Annotated in this window: 22 protein-coding genes; 15 read left to right on the forward strand and 7 right to left on the reverse strand. The window is 43.9% G+C overall.

Annotated elements, in window-relative coordinates; genetic code table 11:
• Positions 1-77 precede the first annotated feature (77 nt).
• The gene (gene pdxR / locus EX191_RS18825) at positions 78-1,523 is read left to right on the forward strand and encodes a MocR-like pyridoxine biosynthesis transcription factor PdxR (RefSeq protein WP_193448270.1); all 1,446 of its coding nucleotides are present in this window, start codon (positions 78-80) and stop codon (positions 1,521-1,523) included.
• On the opposite strand, the gene yjeH is transcribed toward pdxR, so the two are convergent.
• Positions 1,524-2,786 (reverse strand): L-methionine/branched-chain amino acid transporter, encoded by a 1,263-nt coding sequence (yjeH, locus tag EX191_RS18830; protein WP_006741172.1) that lies wholly within the window; start codon positions 2,784-2,786, stop codon positions 1,524-1,526.
• A gap of 327 nt (positions 2,787-3,113) precedes the next feature.
• On the opposite strand from yjeH, the gene EX191_RS18835 reads away from it, so the two are divergent.
• The 4 genes from EX191_RS18835 to EX191_RS18850 all read left to right on the forward strand — a co-directional run bounded on the left by EX191_RS18835 (position 3,114) and on the right by EX191_RS18850 (position 5,894).
• Positions 3,114-3,569, forward strand: coding sequence for an Lrp/AsnC family transcriptional regulator (locus tag EX191_RS18835; RefSeq protein WP_005396378.1), 456 nt, complete (start codon positions 3,114-3,116; stop codon positions 3,567-3,569).
• Positions 3,570-3,611: 42 nt separating this feature from the next.
• Positions 3,612-4,526 carry a LysR family transcriptional regulator gene (locus EX191_RS18840; protein ID WP_005396380.1) on the forward strand — a complete coding sequence of 305 codons (915 nt, stop codon included), beginning with the start codon at positions 3,612-3,614 and terminating at the stop codon, positions 4,524-4,526.
• A 95-nt stretch (positions 4,527-4,621) separates the two neighbouring features.
• Positions 4,622-5,236 (forward strand): LysE family translocator, encoded by a 615-nt coding sequence (locus tag EX191_RS18845; protein WP_046875874.1) that lies wholly within the window; start codon positions 4,622-4,624, stop codon positions 5,234-5,236.
• 418 nt (positions 5,237-5,654) lie between these two features.
• Positions 5,655-5,894, forward strand: a complete 240-nt coding sequence (locus EX191_RS18850) for a hypothetical protein (RefSeq protein WP_240312170.1) — start codon at positions 5,655-5,657, stop codon at positions 5,892-5,894.
• Positions 5,895-6,020: 126 nt separating this feature from the next.
• Here the strand turns inward: EX191_RS18850 and EX191_RS18855 are convergent, their stop codons facing one another.
• The gene (locus tag EX191_RS18855) at positions 6,021-6,242 is read right to left on the reverse strand and encodes a hypothetical protein (protein WP_005397748.1); all 222 of its coding nucleotides are present in this window, start codon (positions 6,240-6,242) and stop codon (positions 6,021-6,023) included.
• Positions 6,243-6,481: 239 nt separating this feature from the next.
• Entirely contained in the window at positions 6,482-7,915 is a 1,434-nt protein-coding gene (locus EX191_RS18860; RefSeq protein ID WP_193448271.1) for a glyceraldehyde-3-phosphate dehydrogenase, read from the reverse strand.
• Between the two features lie 615 nt (positions 7,916-8,530).
• Here EX191_RS18860 and EX191_RS18865 point away from each other — a divergent pair.
• Positions 8,531-11,167, forward strand: coding sequence for a hybrid sensor histidine kinase/response regulator (locus EX191_RS18865; protein ID WP_193448272.1), 2,637 nt, complete (start codon positions 8,531-8,533; stop codon positions 11,165-11,167).
• 62 nt (positions 11,168-11,229) lie between these two features.
• Here the strand turns inward: EX191_RS18865 and EX191_RS18870 are convergent, their stop codons facing one another.
• Both EX191_RS18870 and EX191_RS18875 read right to left on the reverse strand, forming a co-directional pair.
• Positions 11,230-12,567: an MATE family efflux transporter gene (locus tag EX191_RS18870; protein ID WP_065646232.1), complete on the reverse strand. Its 1,338-nt coding sequence runs from the start codon at positions 12,565-12,567 to the stop codon at positions 11,230-11,232.
• A gap of 121 nt (positions 12,568-12,688) precedes the next feature.
• On the reverse strand, positions 12,689-13,003 hold the full coding sequence (locus EX191_RS18875) for a DUF496 family protein (RefSeq protein WP_005373603.1): 315 nt from the start codon (positions 13,001-13,003) through the stop codon (positions 12,689-12,691).
• 241 nt (positions 13,004-13,244) lie between these two features.
• On the opposite strand from EX191_RS18875, the gene EX191_RS18880 reads away from it, so the two are divergent.
• The 8 genes from EX191_RS18880 (at position 13,245) to EX191_RS18915 (ending at position 21,482) form a co-directional block, all read left to right on the forward strand.
• The gene (locus EX191_RS18880; protein WP_031780656.1) at positions 13,245-13,448 is read left to right on the forward strand and encodes a hypothetical protein; all 204 of its coding nucleotides are present in this window, start codon (positions 13,245-13,247) and stop codon (positions 13,446-13,448) included.
• A gap of 165 nt (positions 13,449-13,613) precedes the next feature.
• Positions 13,614-14,270 (forward strand): YceH family protein, encoded by a 657-nt coding sequence (locus EX191_RS18885; RefSeq protein ID WP_085343896.1) that lies wholly within the window; start codon positions 13,614-13,616, stop codon positions 14,268-14,270.
• Complete coding sequence (locus tag EX191_RS18890) at positions 14,267-14,587, forward strand: GIY-YIG nuclease family protein (RefSeq protein WP_193448273.1); 321 nt, start codon at positions 14,267-14,269, stop codon at positions 14,585-14,587. Before EX191_RS18885 ends, EX191_RS18890 begins: the two co-directional genes overlap by 4 nt.
• A gap of 320 nt (positions 14,588-14,907) precedes the next feature.
• Positions 14,908-16,005 (forward strand): autoinducer 2-binding periplasmic protein LuxP, encoded by a 1,098-nt coding sequence (locus EX191_RS18895; RefSeq protein WP_193448274.1) that lies wholly within the window; start codon positions 14,908-14,910, stop codon positions 16,003-16,005.
• Positions 16,005-18,581, forward strand: a complete 2,577-nt coding sequence (gene luxQ / locus EX191_RS18900) for a quorum-sensing autoinducer 2 sensor kinase/phosphatase LuxQ (RefSeq protein WP_005397731.1) — start codon at positions 16,005-16,007, stop codon at positions 18,579-18,581. The genes EX191_RS18895 and luxQ overlap by 1 nt, the downstream gene beginning before the upstream one ends.
• A gap of 301 nt (positions 18,582-18,882) precedes the next feature.
• Positions 18,883-19,338, forward strand: coding sequence for a MarR family transcriptional regulator (locus EX191_RS18905; RefSeq protein ID WP_005397727.1), 456 nt, complete (start codon positions 18,883-18,885; stop codon positions 19,336-19,338).
• Between the two features lie 35 nt (positions 19,339-19,373).
• The gene (locus EX191_RS18910) at positions 19,374-20,432 is read left to right on the forward strand and encodes an HlyD family secretion protein (RefSeq protein ID WP_053807920.1); all 1,059 of its coding nucleotides are present in this window, start codon (positions 19,374-19,376) and stop codon (positions 20,430-20,432) included.
• Between the two features lie 12 nt (positions 20,433-20,444).
• Positions 20,445-21,482: a DUF2955 domain-containing protein gene (locus tag EX191_RS18915; protein ID WP_104972362.1), complete on the forward strand. Its 1,038-nt coding sequence runs from the start codon at positions 20,445-20,447 to the stop codon at positions 21,480-21,482.
• Between the two features lie 2 nt (positions 21,483-21,484).
• Here the strand turns inward: EX191_RS18915 and EX191_RS18920 are convergent, their stop codons facing one another.
• Together EX191_RS18920 and EX191_RS18925 are read right to left on the reverse strand one after the other, a co-directional pair.
• Positions 21,485-22,147, reverse strand: a complete 663-nt coding sequence (locus EX191_RS18920; protein ID WP_065646235.1) for a PilZ domain-containing protein — start codon at positions 22,145-22,147, stop codon at positions 21,485-21,487.
• Positions 22,148-22,241: 94 nt separating this feature from the next.
• Entirely contained in the window at positions 22,242-23,168 is a 927-nt protein-coding gene (locus EX191_RS18925) for a DMT family transporter (protein ID WP_046875882.1), read from the reverse strand.
• 148 nt (positions 23,169-23,316) lie between these two features.
• On the opposite strand from EX191_RS18925, the gene EX191_RS18930 reads away from it, so the two are divergent.
• Entirely contained in the window at positions 23,317-23,772 is a 456-nt protein-coding gene (locus EX191_RS18930; RefSeq protein ID WP_031780652.1) for an Lrp/AsnC family transcriptional regulator, read from the forward strand.
• Position 23,773 lies beyond the last annotated feature (1 nt).

Below are 23,773 nucleotides of genomic sequence, written 5' to 3' on the forward strand. Positions count from 1 at the left end.
TTACGAGCGCTTGATCCTCATTCTTTGATTGCAATGTAGCGCTTAACTGGTAGCTTAAAGAGAGCCAGTTTTAACTAATGAATGGATCCAGTTTGTCTTTGATTGATATCGGTGACCTACATTTAAAAGAAAGTGATGGAACGCGTCAGCAAGCGTTGTTTTTTGCTATTCGCAAGAAAATTGTTCAAGGATTGTGGGTGAAGAATGGGAAGTTGCCTTCTACGCGGAAGCTTTCACAGGCGCTTAATCTAAGTAGGAATACCGTGATTTCTGCCTACGAACAGTTAGTGGCGGAAGGGTACTTGAACAGCCAAAAAGGTTCTGGCTTTTATGTTGCCGTAGAACTGCCGGAGCAGTACTTGCCTGAACCTAATTCAGTTCAGAGAGACTCATCACCGAAAACTCACTTTGATATCAACCTTGCATTTGCACCAGGTGTGCCGGATCTGGACGCTTTCCCGATGGCACAGTGGCAAAAGCTAGTTGCTCGCCACATGTCCCGCCCCTGCTTGTTGGGGAATCAAGATATTCAGGGTAGTTGGGCATTGCGCTGTGCTTTAGCTGACTACCTCGCATCAAGTCGTTCAGTGAATTGTTCCCCAGAGCGCATTATTATTACCTCTGGGGCGCAGCAAGCGTTGTCAATTGCGACGATGGTAGTGCTCAAACAAGGTGATAAGGTTCTGATGGAGCAACCAGGTTACGCGCAAATGCGGAAGTTGATTCAGTTCCAAAACTATCAATTTGAGCCTTTGTTCGTAAGAGAGAAATTAGGTTTAGATGTGGAAGCTGTGACCTCAAGCGATGCCGATGCGCTGTATATCACACCAAGTAATCAATATCCGATGGGTACCACACTCAATACCGAGCAAAGAGGGAAGATCATCAACTGGGCGGTCGAGCAATCAAGTTGGATCATCGAGGACGATTATGACAGCGAATTTCAGTTTGCTCATCGTCCCTACACCAGCTTACAGGGGCTAGCAGCTCAAATGGGTCGAGATGATCGTGTGTTGTATGTGGGTTCCTTCAGTAAAGTAATGTTTAACGGATTGCGGCTTGGCTACCTTGTGGTTCCTGAACGTTTAGTAGAGCAATGTTTGGTGGTTAAAGATGCGTTAAGTGGTGATTCACCGACGCACACTCAAGAAGCGTTGGCGGATTTTATTACCGAGGGTGGGTTGTTACGCCATATCCGAAAAATGCGCCGACTATATAAAACCAAGCATGAACAGATGCATTTATCCATTCAACAGCATTTTGGCGACCGTGTTTGCGTCGTTAGCCAAGCGGCGGGGCTTCATATTACGTTGAAATGGCAAAACGGTATAGATGAGCTGCGTTTTACAAAACTGGCAGAGCATGAAGGGAGCATCTTGCGACCTTTGAGCTATTATGAGCATCCAGGTTTCCAAGCACGTCACTGGCATGGTGCCGTGCTTGGTTACGGTAATATCGCGTTAGAGAATATAGACGCTGGCATCCAACGTTTAGCCCAAATTTTTCGACATGGGAAGCAGTGACTATTCAACTGCGCGTGTTTGTCGTTTATGTCGCCACTGTTTCCAAGGCAGTAAAAGTAGAGTGAAAATGCCAAGTGCATAAAACATTGACCAGCCTAAACATATAAAAACACCGGTACAAAGCAGTAGAGAAAGTCCCGCAAGCGCTTTACCAAACCCACGGAGTAATTTATAAGCGGCTAACATCGCCAACATGTAAACCAAAACGAATACACTATTTGCTAGTTTTAGGAAAAACTCCAGATCGAGCTGCGATAGCGTTCCTATCACGCAAGATATTAGCAGTACGCCGCCAACTAATAAGGTGGCTGAGAAAGGGACACCACGACGCGAAATCTTGGCTAGTGGGCTGTAAGGACGATGTTCCCGAGCTTGAGCCCAGACCATTCGCGCTAGGCTCTGTGTGTATAAGTTAACGCTCGCGAAACAAGCGGAGAATCCGATCAAACTGATTATCCATTTGGCCCCATCGCCAAGTAGTTGAGCACTCAACCATGGAATCGATGCATTATCGAATTGAGCATTACCATATGCACCAAACTTTAAAATAACAACAGAGCAAGCCCAGTACGTAGCTCCCGCTACAAAACAACCGACAATAATGGCAATAGGGAAATCTCTTTGAGGGTTTTTGAATTCTTCCCCCATATGAGCAAAAGCCTCTATGCCAACAAAACACCAGAACATCACGCCAAGCGCTGCGGTAATAGGCCAAATTGACTCTTGTGTGATAGCTGGCATCACGAGATCGGCGCTGTTAACGTCGCCTTTCCATAAAAATGTGCCAACGAGCGCAAAGACACTCAAAGCAATAAGAGTTTGTAAATGACCTGATGACTTAGTGCCCATCAAGTTGACGAACACAAGAAGTAATACCGTTAGAATTTGTGCAAACAGATTATTGCTAATAGGCTCTGGCAATATTTGCTGTAGAAAGCCTGCGGCGAGTGCAATCGCGGCCGGAACCCCTACCGGAATGACACTAACAAATAGCCAAGCTACACTACTTTCCAGCTTGGCGTTAAATGCTTTACGCACAAAAAATGCGGTTCCGCCCGCGTTGGGATATCGCTTGCCTAGCTGGGCAAAAGTCAGCGCAATAGGACAAATGGCGATGAATAATAAAATCCAGGCCCATAGTGAAAAATGACCCGCTATGCCTGCTGCAATAGCTGGTATCATAAAAAGCCCCGTTCCCATTAATGTTGTGGATAGTTGGGCGATACCGGATGTGAGTGAAATGTCTTTTTTGAGCTGTTCCATGCTAATTGATTCATCCAATGTTGTAGGGCTTATGACGAAAACGCTTGTGGCTTCTAATTATCTCATTTATTGGAGTTTAATGAGCCCGCTAGTGCGCTGAGTGCATAAGAAGCGTATTTGATTTCAATGCGTTATCGCTCTTTTATTTGAATGGATAACGGTGCTCATCTCATGCTTACCAAATAGCATATCCAAAATCTTAATAACAAAATGATTTACTGAGCCGTCAATATGACGGTTGTTTTAAATATTTCCAACAAAATGTTGGTTTCTTATGCAGTTAGAATCGGTATAGAATGAAAAAAATAAGGAAAGCTTGGTAAGTATATGGACAAGTTTGATCACAAGATTGTGGATCTTCTCCGACACAACGCTCGGCTGTCGGTGACTGAAATTGCGGATAAAGTGAACCTTTCTCGCTCTGCGGTGACTGCTCGTATTCGTAAGCTAGAACATGACAAAGTGATTCTCGGGTATCACGCTGAAATTGCCTCTTCAGGCGGGGACTCGATTTGTGCTTATTTTGCTCTAAAGTTCGATAAATCTACATCCACGTATTATTGCGAATCATATGCCGACGAACTATACAAAATCGATGGCGTAAAATGGTGCCATGCAATCAGTGGTGAAACGGATATGATGGTTTTTGTCGAAGTACCTACGATGACTCGTTTGAACGAAATCAGAGATCAAATTCAACGTTACCCAGAGCTAAGGCACCTCATGACTCATACCGTTTTAGCTGAGTTCTTTAATACGACTGGCAACCAGTTTGTGAAATAAGCATCATGGGTGCCATTATTTATTAAACCTTCTTGAGCCGGTATGTTAAACAACATCAATTTGAATCTACTTAGGTCCTTGCATGTACTTTTAGAAGAGTGTCATGTCAGCCGAACTGCAGAACGTTTGCACATTACTCAGTCTGCGGTTAGCCGACAGCTTGCACAATTGCGCGATCTGTGTGGTGACCCACTGCTTATTCGTCAAGGTAATCAGCTGATACCAACCCCGCGAGCAATAGCATTAAAATCAAAGCTTGATGCGTTACTGGCTGAGTTTGACCATTTACTCGATGACAAACCTTTTGAGCCGCAACTGTGGCAAGGCGAGCTGGTTATTGCCTCAAGCGATTACGTGGCACAATACGTTTTGCCCGATATTGCATCTCACTTGGGTGAACAAGCACCACAATTGGATTTGGCGTATCGACTGTGGCAGCTAGATTTTATCGATAAGCTTCACGAGTTAGGAATCCACCTTGCTTCTTCTATGTATCCCACTCAGCCTGAAGGTGTATCTAGCATCAATATTGGTTCTGATAAGTCAGTTTGTTTGATGAAGGCGTCTCACCCTTTAGCTGGTAAGGCTTCGATTTCTGTAGAGGACCTCATTAGTCATTCGCATATTCAAGTGACGGGTGGGGGAGACAAAGACTCAAGTACCGATATGGCACTAAAAGACAGGGGGCTGATGCGTCATGTTACCTTTAAAGTGCCTTTTTTCTCTGCGGCGGTAAATCGTTTGGTCTCAAGTGAGCACTTGATGGTAGTTCCGGAGCACATTGCAAATAATTTGGCCAAGCACTGGCCTTTGGTTCATAAAGCGCTTCCTTTTGAGACACCTACCCATGAATATTGGCTGATGTGGCATCCTAAATACGACAATGATCCAGCTCATCAGTGGGTGCGAGAGCAAATCCACGCGGTGATGAAAATATCGGAATACTCCATTCATTAGGTTATGATTTTAAATCATGACTTTTATGCGAAACTTTGATTTCAAATTATAGCTCTTCAATTGATAGATTGAGTTCAAATGGAGAGAGGTTATTTATGACACTAACAGTTTGGTTATCACTTTTTACCGTGTGTTTACTCGGTGCTATGTCTCCTGGGCCTAGCCTAGCGATTGTGGCAAAACATGCCTTGGCTGGTGGACGCATCAATGGTTTGGCAACGGCTTGGGCACACGCCTTTGGAATTGGCATTTATGCCTTTATTACGCTGATTGGCCTCGCTGTTGTTTTGCAGCAAAGCCCGATGTTGTTCAAGACGATCAGCCTTGCAGGCGCGGCATATCTTGCATATTTAGGGTTCAATGCGCTGCGTTCGAAAGGCGGTGTAGCGGCGAAGTTGGAGTCAGGCGAGGAAACAACGGTAAGCCAGTCTGCTCGAGAAGGTTTTTTTATCTCGATTTTAAGCCCCAAAATTGCCTTGTTTTTTATCGCACTATTTAGTCAGTTTGTAGCGCTAGGTAATGATTTGAGCAATCAAATGATCATTGTGGCTACACCATTTGTTGTGGACGGGCTTTGGTATACTTTTATCACCCTAGTTTTATCGAGCTCTAAAGTAGTGGACAGAATTCGTTCTAAAGCGGTGTTAATTGATCGTTTGTCAGGGATTGTTCTCATGCTATTGGCACTTCGAGTGGTCGTAACCGTATAAATTTGCAAAGACAACAAAATATTAAAGGCAGCCCGGATGGCTGCCTTTTTCTGCTCTCAGTAAACCCTCATATAATTTACGTAATCTTGACGCTAAGTGCTGCTAAAGTTAATACTATCAATAGTGTTACTTTGGTTCACATTATCATTTGTAGTAAGCACAGCTTTCCAACGCACTGTTATAATTAGAACGAGAGCCACTTAACGTTAATACTAACAGTGTCGCATATTAAGTCGAGAATGCTTTATTGGGTAAAACGGACTTTCCTCTTACTTATCCTATGAAAGGGGTAGAGACTTCATGACCGTTTAGAAGGTGAGAGAGCAATATGCAAAGAATAGTAAATCTAGCTCTAGTAGTAATTTTGACCAGTGTTTGCAGCGTTGCTTGGATATTCCTTTCAACAAAGAGCATATGGGTGTTTTTTGAACTGTTTGTATTCACGATGCTTGGTTTTGGGCTTTTGTACGCGCTACTACAAAAGGTTGATCCTCAGCACTTTGACTTCGTTTTAAATCGCATAGAAGAAATAAAGAGAGAAGGCAGAGAAGCTTGCCAAAATGGGACCCCGAAAGAATCTAACCCATACTCTGGTGTTGATGGTGATTTGTGGGAGGTTGGCTACACCGCCTCTCACAACACAAAGATAAAACAATAAGCCGCTAGTTGCTTATTTGACGTTGTGCTTTTCAAAAAAAGCACCCTGCCATTGTAAAGACAGGGTGAAAGCAAGAAGTTTCTCAGGAGCAGTCGGGGGAGAGAAACTTATATAAATTCTATTTACTTATCGGCGAACCTCTTCGAACTCACCTTCGATAGCATCGGCTTTACCAGTATTGAATTCATACTCTTCATGCATTTCTTTCTGCATTTTCTTCACGCGCTTCTCAATACGCTTGCCTGTAATTAACGCTGCGATGGTCAACGGAATCGCAATGATCAAGCTAAATACTAATGTAAAAAAGCCCGTAATCAGTGCTAGTGCGGTAACAATAATCCGATTCATAATCATGACCTCTCTGTAATTCATGTGTTCAGATTAATGCTGTGAACATGAACAAAACATGAATGATAGTCTTCACTTTGTCCGGAGAGTGTCAAATGAGCGAAATGAAAAAACGCCTGAGGGTGATCAGGCGTATAAACGGGGAAAATATTAGTAATGCGCTTCGCGCTTATTATTTAGAACAAATATGAGATATTGTCCGTTACGCTATGTGGTTAACGTTGTGGAGCAAAGTTCACCTATCGAGGGAATGTTTGGTAACGAACACCCATCATTTGTTCCATACAGTGCACAACTTGGCAGCTGTAACCGAATTCGTTGTCGTACCAGATGTAAAGTACGCAACGTTTGTCTTGTGCGATAGTCGCTTGACCATCCACGACGCCTGCATGGCGAGAACCAACTAAGTCAGTTGATACAATTTCTGTTGAATCGGTGTAGTCAATCTGTGCCGAAAGCTCAGAGTTCAACGCCATTTCACGCAAGTAATCGTTCAGTGAATCACGGTCTACGTCTTCACCTAAGTTTAGGTTAGCGACTGCCATCGAAACGTTTGGTGTCGGTACGCGAATTGCGTTACCTGTTAGCTTACCAGCTAGCTCTGGCAGTGCTTTTGCTACTGCTTTAGCTGCGCCAGTTGAAGTTAGAACCATGTTCAGAGAAGCACTACGTCCACGGCGGTCACCAGAGTGGAAATTGTCGATCAAGTTTTGGTCGTTTGTGTATGAGTGCACGGTTTCGATGTGACCAGAAAGGACACCATATTTATCATTCAGCGCTTTAAGAACCGGCGTGATTGCGTTTGTGGTACAGCTCGCTGCAGAGATGATGGTGTCATCTTCTCGAATAACTGATTCATTTACACCGAATACGACGTTTTTGATGTCACCTTTACCTGGTGCCGTTAGCAGCACTTTCTCTGCACCTTGACACGCTAAGTGTTGGCTTAGACCTTCAGAATCACGCCAAACACCTGTGTTATCAACAACAAGCGCGTTGTTAATACCGTAAGCAGAGTAGTCCACTTCGCTTGGATTGTTTGCGTAGATGATTTGGATGTAGTTACCGTTAACGATCAGAGCTTTACGTTCCTCATCGATCACGATGCTACCGTTGAACTGACCGTGGACTGAGTCACGACGCAGTAAGCTAGCACGCTTCTCTAAATCGCCTTTTTTACCGCCACGAACCACAATCGCTCGTAGTCGTAGTGGGTAACCTGGGCCACTTTTCTCGATCAGAAGGCGAGTTAGCAGTCGACCAATGCGACCAAAACCGTAAAGAACTACATCACGCGCTTTCAATGAAGAGTCTGCATCGCGTGCGCCATCAAGTGCAGTGATAAGGAAATCATTTAGAGGGGCAGTATCGTCATGTTCATTCCAGTACTTAGTTGCCAATTGGCCAACATCGACACGACACGAAGAAATGCTCATTTCACATAGCGCTTGAATGATAGGCATCGTGTGCTCAAGTGAGAGTGGGCTTCCTGTATAACGTCTTGCAACGCGATGAGTTTTGAGAATGTCTATAGTAGTAGCATTGATAAGCGTTTTACCAAACAGAACCACTTCGATTCCTTTTTGACGATATAGCTTACCAATTAGAGGGGAAATAGATTCAGCAATCGTTTGGCTAGTTTGCCAGTCTTGGAGATATTTCTCTGGACTCATTGTTGTATTAGACCTTTCACGTTTTGGGGGCTAACCATACTCTCTGCTGTTGCCTCTTCGGCAGCGTGCAAGAGTGTGGTGGGTTATGTAATCGGGTTGTAATAGTTATGTGTGCGGATTCTAAGGTCGGAGCCCTTATTCTGCTAGGAAAATTAAATCCAGTGTAAAACACTAGTTAAGGTCGTGTTAGTGGTGAATTAATGTGACTAAAGCGGTGGTTTTCACGTATTGACATTTAAAAAATCATCCACTTTTTTCGCGATGATAATGTGTGTTTTCAAATTAGTTTTGTTGTCACTGTTAATTCGTTTGCATTTTTGTGTGATTTGTCTCGATAAGGCAACGAAATAGGTGAACATATGGTTTGGAATTTTATGAAAAGTGATGTGCATCTTAGGTATGAGTGAAACTTCACTGTTTGTACTCAGCTTGAAGATCAAAAAGTATGATTCGAGTCACAATTACCATTTCATTGACCGATGGCGAAATAAGCGGAATGACCATGGTTTTGGTAGGTGAATGTTGTTTTAAAGTAACCATGTCGTATATGCCTTTCAATGCTAGAAACTAGTCTAGTATTAAATAATCGGATGAGATCAACCATTGGGCTGATGGATGTTGAGATTATCAATAAAAACACGCTTAGCACTCCTCGCACTATTACCCACGGTGGTGATAGTGGTTTTTGCAGTTCAGCAGTTTTCTGACAATGCGTTGCGCGTAAGCCGTCTCAATCAAACGGTAATCAATATCCAAGGTTTTCAGTTGATATCCCAAGCCTCTCATTTTATTTACTCCATAGAGAAAGCACGCCGCCAGCCTACGCTTAAAGCATCAGCCGCACTTAATATAGAAGAACAAAACGGTGTTATTGCTTCCATGCATCAAAAATTCGTCAGTAACCCCAATACCGCTGAATATGCTGATGAGCTGAAAGAGGCCATGCTAGGGGTATTATCAGGTAGGTTGGACGAGATGGATGACCTTGGCGATTGGGCATTTCAACTGCTTCAAAATATGTCGCGCTCTTTGCTACAAAATCATCAGTGGTATGGTAGTGAGGATGGCATTCGAATGCAGAATTTTATTGCTTACCTTGCTCAGCTGTCTTTTTGGACACAGAAAGAAGCCTGGTTGACACATCGCCTAGTTCAAGATCCTAAGAGTCGGTTGAGTCAGAGTCTGTTTTTTCAGGCTATTGATCGACAGCAGCAAAATTTGGATGCGTTTTTAAATTTAGGAGGGTCATACGATCAAGTTGATAAATTGCTAGGCTTGTTTACGTCGCCGAGATATCAGAGAAATTTGGCATCTCGTGGGCGATTAATGTCAGGGGACATGTCACGTAGTGACTATGAAGCGTATTTGAGAGAACTCGATTTCCGTGTGCAACGCTTGCAAGTACTCATTGATGGGTTCACGAAACAAACAGAGCAGTCGCTCCTAACACAAGTTCATGAACAAAAGACCAATATTGCGATGATTACCTCTGGCGTTATTTTGGTTATCGTAATGCTTTGCTGGCTTGGCTTTGGCACTTGGTTTCGGGTTAATAGCAAACTAGATGCGATTATTCATACCTTAACGGCGCTGATCAACGATGAAGAGAAACAGACGAAAGTCAAAGTCGATGGCAGTGATGAACTGACGATTTTCGCTCAGCAAGTGAATCGAGTGGTTGAAGAAAAGCAGAGACAAACAGACGAAATACTCCATGCTAAAGAGTCAGCAGTGTCTGCTAATCGCGCTAAATCAGTATTTCTTGCCAACATGTCGCATGAAATACGTACCCCCCTAAACGGTATTATGGGCATGACGGAGATACTCTCTCAAAGCGAGTTATCTTCCCATCAACAAGAAGTCGTTGATGACATTGACTCTTCATCTCAAACATTACTTACCTTGCTTAACGATATTTTGGATCTTTCTAAAATCGAATCTGGTCGACTGGAGTTGTCGTTAGTCGAGGCCGATATCCGAGAGGTGGTGTACCAGTCGATGGTTTTATTTCAATCCAAAGCCACATCTAAACAGCTAGAGCTGGGGATTAACTTAGCTGAAAACATTCCAACTCGAGTGATGGTTGATGATCATCGAATCAAGCAGGTCATCACGAATCTGGTATCGAATGCGGTCAAGTTTACCGAAAGCGGTCATATACGTGTTGATGTCAGTTATGACGAGTTACCTGAGAACGAGCGCGGAACGCTGATGTTTAAAGTCGAAGATACCGGGATAGGCATTGAACAAGATAAGTTAACGACGATTTTTGAACCCTTTACTCAGGAAGATGAAGGGGTGTCGAGGCAGTTCGGCGGAACGGGACTGGGATTGGCAATTTGTCGTCAACTGGTATCCATGATGGGAGGGCAGCTTATAGCGACATCCACAAAAGGAGTGGGCACATGCTTTGAATTCTCTATTGAGGTTGATGTTATTCCGGTGTTTGGCTGGCGCTCGGACGTGATAAATAAAGGGCTCTTGATCTGCACAAATTACGATTACGCTGATCAACTTTTGAAAGAGTGTCGATTAGCAAAAATCAATCTCTTTGGTGCGAATAATGTTAATGAAGTAAAAGCAATAAACGATGACTTTGATGTCATATTTCTGTGCCATAGTGACGACTCCAATACGGATGAAGCCTTAGATGAATTGTCACTCAAATATGATCTTCGTCGTGTGATTATTTGTCAGCATCATCTATCCACTCCCTACGACAATGCAGAAAGAGTACATGCTGTACTCACATTGCCTTTTCTTGGCAATCGATTTAAGCATGTCATTGACGATTTAGCGAAGGTAGAAAAAACCATTTCAAGTGACGCTGTCACTAATAGTATTCCAAAGTCTGAATATCGAACGTCGCGCTCTCACAGGAGGATCTTAATTGCGGAGGATAACTTGATGAATCAGAAAATCGCGAGTTTCTTTCTGGATAAAGCAGGATATGACTATTTGATAACAAGCAATGGACAAGAAGCGTTGGAAGCCATCACAAAGGGAGAAGAATTCGATGCAATTTTAATGGATTGTATGATGCCGGTGATGGATGGACTGACCGCGACGAAAGAAATTCGTCGTTGGGAAAAGAAAGCCGGGCGTGAGAAAACGACCATTATTGCGCTCACCGCGAGTGTTTTGGAAGAAGACATTCACAACTGTTTTGCTGCAGGTATGGATGCTTATTTACCTAAGCCTTATAAATCGAATCAGCTATTTGAGCTCTTCAATGAATTAAAACTCGCCTAAATCGATAACATTTCAAGACGATAAAGCCCCAATCAAAGGGGCTTTATTTTAACCATGCATTGTCATGCGTTTGCTTGAGCGCCAGCGAGTTTACGTATGGTTTGTCGATAGGTTAGGTAAGCGGAAATGCCCGCCAGAATGTTGCCGATACAAGCGCCTAAAAGTAGACCTCGGATTCCTCCCATTTGAGCGCCAACCCATAAGCAAGGAAGGAAAAAGACAAACAAGCGTAGCGCTGAAATGGTGAGCGCGGTGTAAGACTTACCTAATGCATTGCAAAGAGAAACCATTAACATACATACACCTAGTGAACCTAAGCTGATAGGAACAATCAGCAAATGCATTTCTAATACTTGCTCTACTTGAACATCACTGGTCATCAGTAGTGCAAGTGGGTTTGCGACGGCAAACGTAATGGCTGCGATCAAAAGTTGAAAGCCCAGAATGAATTTTACGGCAATACTGACTAGCGATTGGATATCTTGGTAGTTTTTTGCGCCAAGTAAGCGCCCGACCATTGGGGGCATAGACATTGTCAGCGCTAACACCGAAACGATAGCAAAGAATTCGTAGCGTGAACCGAGCGCCCAAGCGGCGACTGCGGCGGTCCCGAAGCTTGCCAACAACTTTGTTGCTAACATGGACGACAACGGAGGCAGCAGTTGGCTGATCATCGCAGGTCCCATGATGTTACCGATAGACGCAACACTTTTAGCTACGTTGAGGTCTTGCCACTGCGTTGTTGCCCAATGATTCTTCTTTACGCGAGGCGCGACGACTAAAATACCAAACCCAAAAGCAACGATGGTTGCTATTGCGGCTCCGTTAATACCCAAGTCAAACGTGAAAATAAATAGTGGATCGAGCACAAGGTTCACGCCGCTGGTCACCATCATCATTGTGCCAGGCAACATGGTGTTGCCGTTAGCCCGGCAAATACTGTAGTAAAAATATAAAACCGCGCCAGTCCATGAACTTAGCAGCCACCAAGGCCAGTAGCTGTCGATAATCGGCATCACAGACTCTGGAGCACTTAATAGAGATAAAATGGGGTAGCGCAAAAGCCAAATTAGCCCTCCAAAAACGGCTACGCCGATTGAGCCAATCATCAAAACTAAGCCACCGAGCTGTTTGGCATAACGACTTTCATTCGCACCAAGCGCTTTAGAAATGACAGCGGTCGTGGCGATACCTAAACCGACTTGAATGCCGATAATGACCATTTGCAACGGAAGAGTAAAACCTTGAGCGGCCAAAGGTAAAACGCCGAGCTGACCGATAAACGCACTATCTACAAGCTGAAAGCTCATTAAAGATAGAACGCCAAATAGCATTGGCCAAGTCATCGTAAATAATTGTTTTGCAAGTGTTGGTTGTGTACTTGTCGTAGTTGAGGACATAGAAAGCTGAATGCGTTAGGAATAAGAGTTGGATTGATTGTACACGGCGCTTAGTTTAGAGACAAAAATAAACCCCGAGGAAGGTAGCCTTACTCGGGGTTGGAAAATCTAGCTTACGTGTTTACTTTTTGCCGCTAGTTTGCTTATCTTCTTCAGTCAGTTCACGAATACGACGGCTGATGTCACGACGTGCTTTAGAGATTTCTGCACTTTTGATGATGTGGTCATCAACACGATCTTCGTAGTCTGCTTTCATATTTTTGATGATTGCGACGATTTCATCGTGAGTCATTTCTGGTTTGATGTAATCTAGAAGGTTTTCTAGAAGGTCAACACGTTTGCGGTTATCACGAACTTTCTTTTCGTTATCAAGCAGCTCACGTTTTAGTTTGTTTTTACGACGAGCTTGGTTAACGATTTCAAATACGCTACTCATAGTTCTCTTTCCTAATTTTATGAATATCTCCCTCGATTAAAGCACAACATCCAGTGGCATAACAGTCTTTAGATCAATCACAATGCAGAGTTGAACATTTCTCAACCAATTGCGATGTGTCCACATAATCACGCTTCTTTAATCGAGTTTTGGGCAACATCGTAGAATCCATCGATTCATTGTCATAACGTGGCCTTCACTATATTATCAACACCATTGAATGCAAAATGATGAACTTGATATGGACTCTGGGAACACTGCGGAGCAAGTAAGTAGTCAAGATAATGAGCAAGCCACTCGCTCTGTGGCTGAAAAGTTAAAAACAGCGTATATCAACGCTCGCGAGCAACTCGAAATCATCGAAGTTGAGCTGAATCGTTCAAAAATAATGATGGTTGATCAAGATGGCAATTTGACGAAAGTGCCAATTCTCTCGGAGCATTGATACCTGACCCGATTCGCAAAGGGTGCCAGGTCTTGCGCTATGCTTTAGCCTGACACCGACACCTGAATCGTTAACGCTTCTTGCATCTCTTTGCCAATGTATGATGCATGATTTCGAAGCGATTTAGGTACCAAGTCAAATGCAAAAATAATAAGGAAATGCATTATGAAAGTTGAGCTAACGGCAATTGAAGCACGAGTCATTGGTTGCTTGATCGAAAAAGAAGTCACCACCCCAGATCTTTACCCCCTCAGCCTAAACGCATTAACTAACGCGTGTAATCAAAAAAGCAACCGTGATCCCGTAATGTCGCTCTCTGAGTCAGACGTTCTCGATGCCGTTGACGCTCTAATTGAGCGTAGGCTCGTCAGTGACGAAAGTGCGTTTAACAGCCGTGTTAGCAAGTATCAGCACCGTTTCTGTAATACGGAGTTTGGTGATTTAAAACTGACAGAACAAGAGAAGGGAATCGTGTGCTGTATGCTTTTGCGTGGTGCTCAAACGCCTGGGGAAATTCGCACTCGTACCAATCGTCTCGCGACATTTCATGATGTAAAAGAAGTTGAAACGGTTCTGGAGCACTTAGCAAGCGAAGACAAAGGGCCATTAGTGGTCAAGTTACCGCGTGAAGCCGGAAAGCGAGAGTCACGCTATATGCATTTGTTCTGTGGCGACGTTGACGTCTCTGAGCTTGCAGCGCCAGCGCCAGTGTCAGCGGCTGGCTCTAATTCTGATCGAGTCAGCCAGCTAGAGCTCGAAGTTGCTCAGCTTAAAGAAGAGCTCGATGAACTCAAAGCTAAGGTCGAGTCACTACTTTCATGATTGAAAATACAGCGCAGCGTTGGAGTGTCTATTTGATACGAAATAACCGCAATGCGCTGTATTGCGGTGTCACAAACAATGTTGAGCGAAGATTCAATCAGCACCAAACGGGCAAAGGAGCGAAAGCTTTAAAAGGAAAAGGTCCCTTGGTATTGGAGTGGTCTTCGGATTTTGATTCAAAGACGCTTGCCATGCGGGCTGAGTATTATATTAAGCAACTAACAAAAGCTAAGAAAGAGCTGCTCGTTATGTCAAAAGCAAGTATTGTCGTTGATGAAAATCAGCAGATGATGTTAGAAATGGCTTTATCGAAATAAGCGTTCGCGACATGCCGAATAACAAAGAAACCGTCCACTGAGGCGGTTTCTTTTTAGTTTTGGAGTACCATGTAAGAACAAACTGACGCATAATGGGTTGGTGTTCTGTTTAAACACTCAGAGTATGAAAAGGAGAAATGATATTTTGTGACCTTACAATTAGGTACACAATAAACGTTTATTCGTTCCAACTCAGACTAAGAACCAATTTATTATTGAAACAGGCACTCAGAGGAAGGTAGATTACAAGAGTAAAGGATGACTCGGCTAGGTAACGAATAGAGCTGAATTAGGCTCATAAAAAGCTAAAAGAGCAGTAGATGAAAAAAGCGTTAGTATTCTCCCTGATGTCAATGGCCACTGTCGCGCCGATAGCGCAAGCCACTCAAGTCCTCAACGGGTATTGGGCATATCAAGAATTTTTAGACCAGTTTCCAGAACAGAAGCAGTTAACGAATGCGTTGGCTGACGCCGTGCGAGAGACTCCTGTTCCGGTTGAAAGAGACAAAAAGCGTCCGTTAAAAATTTCTGTGGTTTATCCAGGTCAACAGATTTCGGATTATTGGATTCGAAATATCGACGCATTTGAACAGCGTTTAGATAAACTCGATATCGACTATCAACTTAATCAAGTATTTACCCGTCCCAACGCAGATATTAAGCAACAAAGTTTGTCTTTAATGGAAGCGCTGAAGAGCAACTCCGATTATCTGATTTTCACTCTCGATACCACTAGGCATCGTAAGTTTGTTGAACACGTCTTAGACTCAAAGAAAACCAAGTTGATCTTACAAAATATCACTACACCGGTAAGAGATTGGGAGGAGCACCAACCGTTCCTTTATGTTGGTTTTGATCATGCTGAAGGCAGCCGTGAGCTTGCCGTGGAGTTTGGTAAGCGTTTTCCAAAACAGAGCCATTATAGTGTGCTCTACTTTTCAGAAGGATATATCAGCGATATCAGAGGTAATACCTTTATCAATCAAGTCAACCGTGATAACAACTTTGAACTACAATCTGCTTACTATACCAAAGCGACAAAGCAGTCTGGGTATGAAGCAGCAAAAGCGAGTTTGGAAAAATACCCTGACGTCGATTTTATTTATGCGTGTTCTACAGATGTGGCGCTAGGGGCTGTTGATGCGCTGAAAGAATTAGGGCGTGAAGATGTCATGATCAACGGCTGGGGTGGCGGCTCTGCAGAATTAGAAGCGCTTTCGAAAGGGGAGTTAGACGTTACTGTTATGCGTATGAACGATGATACTGGCATTGCAATGGCAGAAGCGATTAAGTGGGATCTTGAAGGGAAACCCGTTCCAACCGTTTATTCTGGTGATTTTGAAGTCGTCACGAAATCTGATTCTCCAGAAAGAATTGAAGCATTAAGAAAACGCGCATTTAGATACTCAGACAATTGATGACAACTACATCAAAAACAAGAAAGCGTCGCTCATTGTCGACGCTTATTACGAAAATAATCATTCTCGTACTTGCTCCGATCATTTTAGGCATCTTCGTTCAGAGTTATTACTTCTCGAAGCAAATTATTTGGCAAGAAGTGGATAGAACTAAGCAACAGACGTCAGCGCTGATTCTTAATATTTTTGATAGCCATTTTGCTGCGATTCAGATTCATCACAACAGTAACTCGAAGAGTGATGTTGTTTTAGATTTTTATACAGAACGGGATGAAGAAGCTCTCAATTACTTTTTCATGAGTATTGACCAGAGTGATCCTTCTCATACGCCAGAGTTTCGCTTTCTCACCGATCATCAAGGCATTATTTGGGACGATGGGAATGCGCATTTCTATGGCATCAATAACTTGATTCTCAATGATCTCGCGAGCCAAGTGACTTTTAGCAACAATTGGTATTACCTTCCTTCACATACCCCAATGGGAACTCGCCATCTGTTACTGCGTCGTGTACCGGTTTTACAACCTAAAACCGGTGAAGTGATGGGGTATTCTTACAATGTTGTTGTTCTAGATAACAACTTCGGGTTGATGGAAAGACTAAAAAACGAAGGGAACGTTGATAATGTTGTTTTGGTGGCCAACGATACGCCACTAGCTAGCTCACTAGTCGGAGATGAAGCGTACAAGATATTTGATGTTCTGAAGCGGCGAGAGTCTCAGCAAAAGCTTGACCAGTTGTTGATCATTAAAACCCCTATCGAAGTCAATGCTGCCACGACGGATTTGTGTTTACTAACCGTGCAGGACAATCAGAGTGTTGTGACGCTGCAAATCCAGCACCTTTTAGCGATGCTGGCTTCGGTTATCGGGATGGTGATGATTGCGTTGATGACCAAAGAGTGGATTGAGAATCGAGTTGTCGAAGAGCTTGGCTCGTTGATGGCATACACTCGTTCGGCTCGTGAAGAAAAAGGGTTCGAACGATTTGGCGGATCGGATATCGAGGAGTTCGATCATATTGGTTCGACACTAGAAAACACCTTTGAAGAGCTGGAAGCGCAAAAGCGTTCATTCCGCGATCTGTTTAACTTTGCGTTATCGCCGATTATGGTTTGGTCAGAGTCTGGCGTACTCATCCAAATCAATCCGGCAGCCCGCAAAGAATTGGTCATGGAAAACGACATTGAAACCATGCACCCAGTGTTTAAAGGCTTCAAAGAAAAGTTGATGCCGCACCTGCGAATGGCAGCTCAAGGAGCCACGTTAACTGGCGTCAATGTACCAATTGGAGACAAGGTATATCGCTGGAACTTATCGCCGATTCGAGTGGATGGTGATATCAGCGGTATCATTGTTCAAGGTCAGGATATTACGACGCTTATTGAAGCGGAAAAACAAAGTAACTTGGCACGTAAAGAGGCAGAAAAATCCGCCCAAGCACGTGCCGATTTTCTGGCTAAAATGAGCCATGAAATCCGAACGCCAATCAATGGCATTCTAGGAGTTGCTCAATTATTAAAAGACTCGGTCGAAACGGAAGAGCAGAATAACCAAATTGATGTACTCCGACATAGTGGTGAGCACTTACTTGCTGTTTTGAATGATATTTTGGATTTTTCGAAGATTGAGCAGGGTAAGTTTAATATTCAAAAGCACCCGTTTTCGTTCACTGACACGATTCGAACGTTAGAAAACATTTATCGTCCAATTTGCGAAAATAAAGGCGTTAACCTTGTCATTGAAAACAAGATTGATCCCAATGTTGAAATCTTTACTGACCAAGTTCGTCTGAACCAAATTTTATTTAACTTAGTCAGTAACTCAGTCAAGTTTACCCCCTCGGGCAGCGTACGCTTGCATGCTGAACTGGAGCAGTTCTACGGCGCCGAAAATAGTGTGTTGGTAGTGGAAATTACGGATACGGGCATCGGCATAGAGCCCGATAAGCTTGACCAAATGTTCGAACCTTTCGTTCAAGAGGAAGCAACGACCACTCGAGAATACGGTGGCAGTGGCTTGGGACTGACCATTGTGAAAAGCCTCGTCGATATGCTGGAAGGTGACGTTCAAGTACGTAGTCAAAAAGGTTTGGGTACGACCTTTGTTATTACAATGCCAGTGAAAGATCGTGAGCGAGTGCTCACCCCTCTTGATTCAAGCTTGAGAGTTAAACCTGGTGAGTTATTCGCAGAGAGTCTAAAAGTACTGTTGGTAGAAGATAACCATACCAATGCTTTCATTCTCAAAGCATTTTGTAACAAGTACAAAATGCAGGTTGATTGGGCAAAAGATGGATTGGAAGCGATGGAGTTCTTAAAAGATCATACTTACGATTTGATTTTGATGGACAACCAACTGCCGCATCTTGGAGGAATTGAAACAACCAAAGAGATCCGACAGAAGCTGAAGTTAGGCACGCCAATTTATGCTTGTACTGCCGATACGGCGAAAGAAACCAGTGATGCTTTTATGGAGGCGGGCGCGAATTACGTATTGCTCAAACCGATTAAAGAAAATGCGCTGCATGAAGCCTTTGTTGACTTCAAGCAGCGATTCTTAATTGAACGAACGTGATGAACTCATTCGCTATGAGCCTTAATTGATAATTCAATCGCTCACTAAACCGAAAAGCACAACGCCATAACTTAGGGTTGTGCTTTTTTTGTATCTCAATGCTTCACTTGTTGATAAGCCAGGAGTGCTGATATCACCTTCAGTGTCGTATATCACTACTATTCAACCCAAGTACTACGTTGCGTTACGCAAACTTGTTCCCCAATGGCATATTCTATGTGATTTAAATCACAAAAACTTATTTACTTAGCGTGCTAACTATTTTATATTACTTAGCAAGCTAAGTAATTGAGTAGATCTTATGATTCAAGACATCAACAGTTTGCGCGACCTTTCTCTGGCTGAAAAGTTATCTCGTGTTGCCCGTTTGTGGAAAATGGTTGCAGATCGCGAGTTGGAGCCTTTAAACCTGACGTACCCGCGTTGGACTGCGTTATGGAAACTTTATCGAATGGGCGACAACGTTAGTCAGAAGCATTTGGCTGAAGCGCTTGAGATTGAGTTGGCATCGCTGATGCGCACATTAAAGCTATTAGAAGAGCAATCTCTGATCACTCGCCATTGCAGTGAGCATGACAAGCGAGCACGTATTGTTAGCCTTACAGAAGAAGGTAAAACCCTACTCAAGCAAATGGAGACTCGAATTCTTCAAGTACGGAGCAAGCTACTGACGGAAATCAATGACCAAGAGCTTCAAAAGCTTTCATTGATCCTAGATCAGATTGCTCACAATGCACTTGATTCACTTAGCGAATAAGTCAGAAACCCGAATTAAAAGAGAAGTAAACGCCTATGACTCCAGATCAAAAATTCGCACGTTGGATCAAGTATTCTTGCGTCGCGTTTGTCCTTGTCTTTGCCTATTTTCTAGTCGCAGATCTCGCCATGCCATTGACGCCTCAGGCAATGGCAACGCGAGTGGTAACTAAAGTAGCTCCCCGTGTGAGCGGACAGATTACGCATCTTTATGTTGCCAACAACCAAGAAATAAGCCAAGGCGATCTACTATTCCAGATTGATCCACAGCCTTATCAGCTCGCCGTAGAAAAGGCTCAACTTAACCTTGAGCGTGTGATTCAAAATAATGAACAGCTTGATGCTTCTATTGCAGCGGCAAAAGCGGACGTTGAAGCGAGCAAAATTGTCGCCGAGCAAAAAGTTCGCGAAGCCAAACGTCTTGATACATTGTTTCATCGCAATGGCACCTCGCAACAACAGCGTGACGACGCACAAAGTAGTGCAACGGCAGCCAGAGCAAACTTACTGGCCGCGCGCGCTCGTTTAAAAGAGTTGGAAGTAAACCGAGGCGATTTAGGTGCAACGAATGTAAATATCCGCGTGGCACAAAACCAGCTAAAACAAGCGGAACTTAATCTGTCTTACACTCAAGTAATTGCTGAGCATGATGGCGTTGTCGCTAACTTGCAGCTGGAAACGGGTGCCTATGCGGCAGCTGGTACGCCTCTTGTGGCTTTAGTCTCGGATGACGTGGATATTATTGCCGACTTTCGTGAAAAGAGTCTGCGACACTTCAATCAGAACAGTCGGGCGTTAGTGGCCTTTGATAGCTTGCCAGGTGACGTATTTGAAGCTCGTATTACGAGTGTGGATGCAGGGGTAAGCTCAGGCCAGTTTGATGCAGATGGCCGCTTAGCGACACCGACTGACTCAAACCGTTGGGTGAGAGACGCGCAGCGTTTACGTTTACATTTAGCTATCGATGAGCCTCAACAGCGCGCATTTCCGGCCGGGGCACGTGCGACTGTGCAGCTGTTGCCAGAAAACTCGTTATCTGGCTGGTTAGCGAGATGTCAGATCCGATTTTTGAGTCTTCTTCATTACATTTATTAACGGGGAGGCGATATGAAGTTATGGGATCATCCCATGTCTGAAAACGACTTCCGTCAGTGTTTGCGCATTGCAACTGGCGCGACCATTGGCTTCACCTTATGTAAGGTCTTTGGCTGGAATTATGGCGTATTTTTTACCGTAACACCGATGTTGTTACTTGGAATGGTACCAGTCATGAGCCTGCATGCTGCACGACAGCTGATTTTTTCAGCGGTCGTATGCGGATTGGAGGTCGGTATTCTTGGTGGGCTATTTGGTGGACATCCTGGCATGATGACGATCATCGCCTTCGGGTTGTTTTTGTATAAGTTCGCCTGTATGTCAAAAGGGAGCTTATTCCTGTTTGGGGCAAATAGCGTGCTGAGCTTGAGCATCATGCTGCATTTTGCGAGTTATCCAACAACCGACTTAAATGATCTGATATTCAGCAACCTACAAGCGAATGTTATTTCAGTGGTCGTGGCCTACGTCGTGACATTTTTGATCCCTGATGCAGAGCCTCGTCAGCCACCGGCAAAACCATCTCAGCCTAAACAGAGTCACCGCATGCGTCATGAAGCCCTTATGGGGGCGAGCATCGCTACAATGTCTTTCCTTGTATTCCAGCTATTTGACCTCAGTGATTCTATGTCCGCTCAGGCGACAACCTTGCTTTTATTGTTTCCTATGCATTGGAACGGTGCTTTAGGGTATGCGCGCAAAAGAGCAATGGGGACCTTGATGGGGGTAACCTTTGGTATTGCTGGGCAGCTCGTACTATACGATTGGTCGGATACCTTGCTGTTTATCGTCCCATTACTGTGGATTGGCGCGATGATGTTCAGCTATATGCATGTAAAAGAGTCTAGTGGGTCAGGAGCTGGGTTTGGCGGATTAACTACATTAGGTATTTTATTTGGCCAATACCTTACTCCGGATGGCGATTTAATGTTCAGCGCGCTGTATCGCGTGAGTAGTATTTTGTTTGCTATTGTTGTCACTCTGCTCGTGACCTATGCGGTGCACAGAGTGCTCAACAGCTTTGAGGCGACGCGCTTTAGCCAGCAGTAAGTTCAGACGTTACTGGTTAGAAAGGACTGCTCCAGTAACTCTGTTTTTAGCTCGTGACTCATCGCTATTGGGCTTTCAAACTTAATTCCTATTACCCAGCCTTTCACCAACTTCTTAATGTTGGCAATGACACACCGATTTTCTTCTCCGATATAGTGACTTAGAGAAGAGTCAATAGTGACACTTTCACCAACGTTGAATTCAGGCTCTATAAAGGTTGAGATACCAATACCTGCCAGTGAGAAGTCGATAAGGCTACCGTCGTAAACATTCCCCGCATGAACAATCTTACAATCCATTTGCAGCTTATATCGTTCGTGTTCCCGGACTGGTTTGGTTGCAAATGTTCCTGGAATTCGAATAAATAAAAGGGGCGAAGGACGAACCGCAGTTGTTAGAACACTGGATTTAAATGCAATGACATGGCCTAACTCCGTATCTGATACACCACGCACGATGACATCGGCGTTTGGGAGTTTTCTCATCACTTGCTCTTCAAGCAAACGCATCGGTATATCAAGAATCAAATACGCGTTCTCTTTCATCCCAAGATAGGTGGTGGAATATGTATACTGGTCCTTAGGCCCAAACTCGAAATTAGTCGAAAGTTTCATTCCCGGTTTGAGGAATCTATGCAGTTCATCTTTAGTATGAGTGGCAGGCATTACATTGGCGTTTTAATTATTGGTTAAATCGAGGCTATCAAAACGCCATTTTGTTATTCAAGATAGTAGGACAAAAGTTTTTGTAAAATTATCGCTATCTGTGAAGTGGTGGGCGATAAGTTTGGCTCATTCCATCTTTCATAAAGATTTGGCTTGCCACAATACTGCCGCAGGTTACCAGCATCAGCGCTAACCAAGTAAGTGAATCTGGTTGTTCACCAAAAATTGGAACGGCAAGAAGTGTCGCGACGACTGGAGTTAATGACCCAAAAGCAGCACTGGCTTCGGCGCCAATAATTCGGATTGCATAGATAAAGGTAAAAGAGGCGATTAAGCCTGCGCCGACACCTTGCAACATCGCGTGGCCAAATAATTCTTCCCACGGCCACTGACTGATCGGCGTTATCGCTAGGTAACTATCTACCCATCCGAAGCCAACCGCAATGATGAGCAGTGCCAAAGACGCGATTGCAACGAATCCAGCACAGACATGCGCATTAAGGTTAGCAACACGAGCACTGATGGTGAAAACAGCCCACATAATGCTACCGGTTAGAAACAAGATGTGGCCTTGTAATTGAGACCAGTTGTACTCTGCACCGCTATTAGAAAGAAGGAATACGAAAATCCCTAACAACACCGTAGAAAGCCCGATTAAGCGGTGAGTACTCAGCGACTGTTGATAGCACAACACCGCGATAGCAGAAACAAATAATGGCAAAGTGCCAGGTACTAATGCACTGCCGTGCGCCACGGGAGCGAAGTGCATAGCTGTGCCGACGACCAGCAGGTAGGGCAGGCCACTCCCTACCACAACACCAGTTAGGTAGCGTTTAGGCACGACGCGAAGCGCCTGTTTATGCTTAATCACAAATGGTAATAAAATTAAACTTGGGATTAGAAAGCGAACTAACGCGATATCGGCTGGCTGCAAGTTAGAAATTGCGCCCCCTTTTAAAGAAATAAAGAAACCAGACCAAAGCAGTAAGGTCGTTAATATAGCTGCGTATCCCAAGATCATTGTCGGCATGTCCATTTGTAAATGATGTGTTAATTGTTGAATAAAACTCGAGCCAAAGGGAGGCAAAATTTGACGTAATTAAGCTTGATGTTGGTGATAAAGCGCGTATAAATGCCAATTATTAGTGATTATTGGCATGGAAGGAAAAATGGACAAAATTGACAGGCAACTGATCAACTTGATGCAGAAGGATGCAACCCTGACTACGGCAGAGCTCGCTGACAAAGTAGGATTATCGGCATCACCTTGTGCAAGACGCATTAAGCGTTTAGAGCAGGAGGGCGTAATTAGCGGTTATCGAGCCATTGTGTCCAGAGACACGGTGGGTATTGCGATGACCGTATTTGTTGAAGTCAGTTTGAACAACCACCAAGCTTCTTCGATTGATGAATTTGAACATGCTGTTGTTGAAATGGACGAAGTGATCTCGTGCCATGTTGTATCAGGGGCTTATGATTATTTGTTAGAAGTGGTCAGCAAAGATCTCGCTGGTTATGAAACATTCACTAGAAAGCTACAACGATTAGAAAACGTAAAAGATATCCATACGCACTTGGCGATTAGACAAGTGAAAGGAAATGGAAGCTTGCCGATTTATGCATAAG

The sequence above is a fragment of the Vibrio chemaguriensis genome (assembly GCF_012275705.1).
Taxonomy (GTDB): domain Bacteria; phylum Pseudomonadota; class Gammaproteobacteria; order Enterobacterales; family Vibrionaceae; genus Vibrio; species Vibrio diabolicus.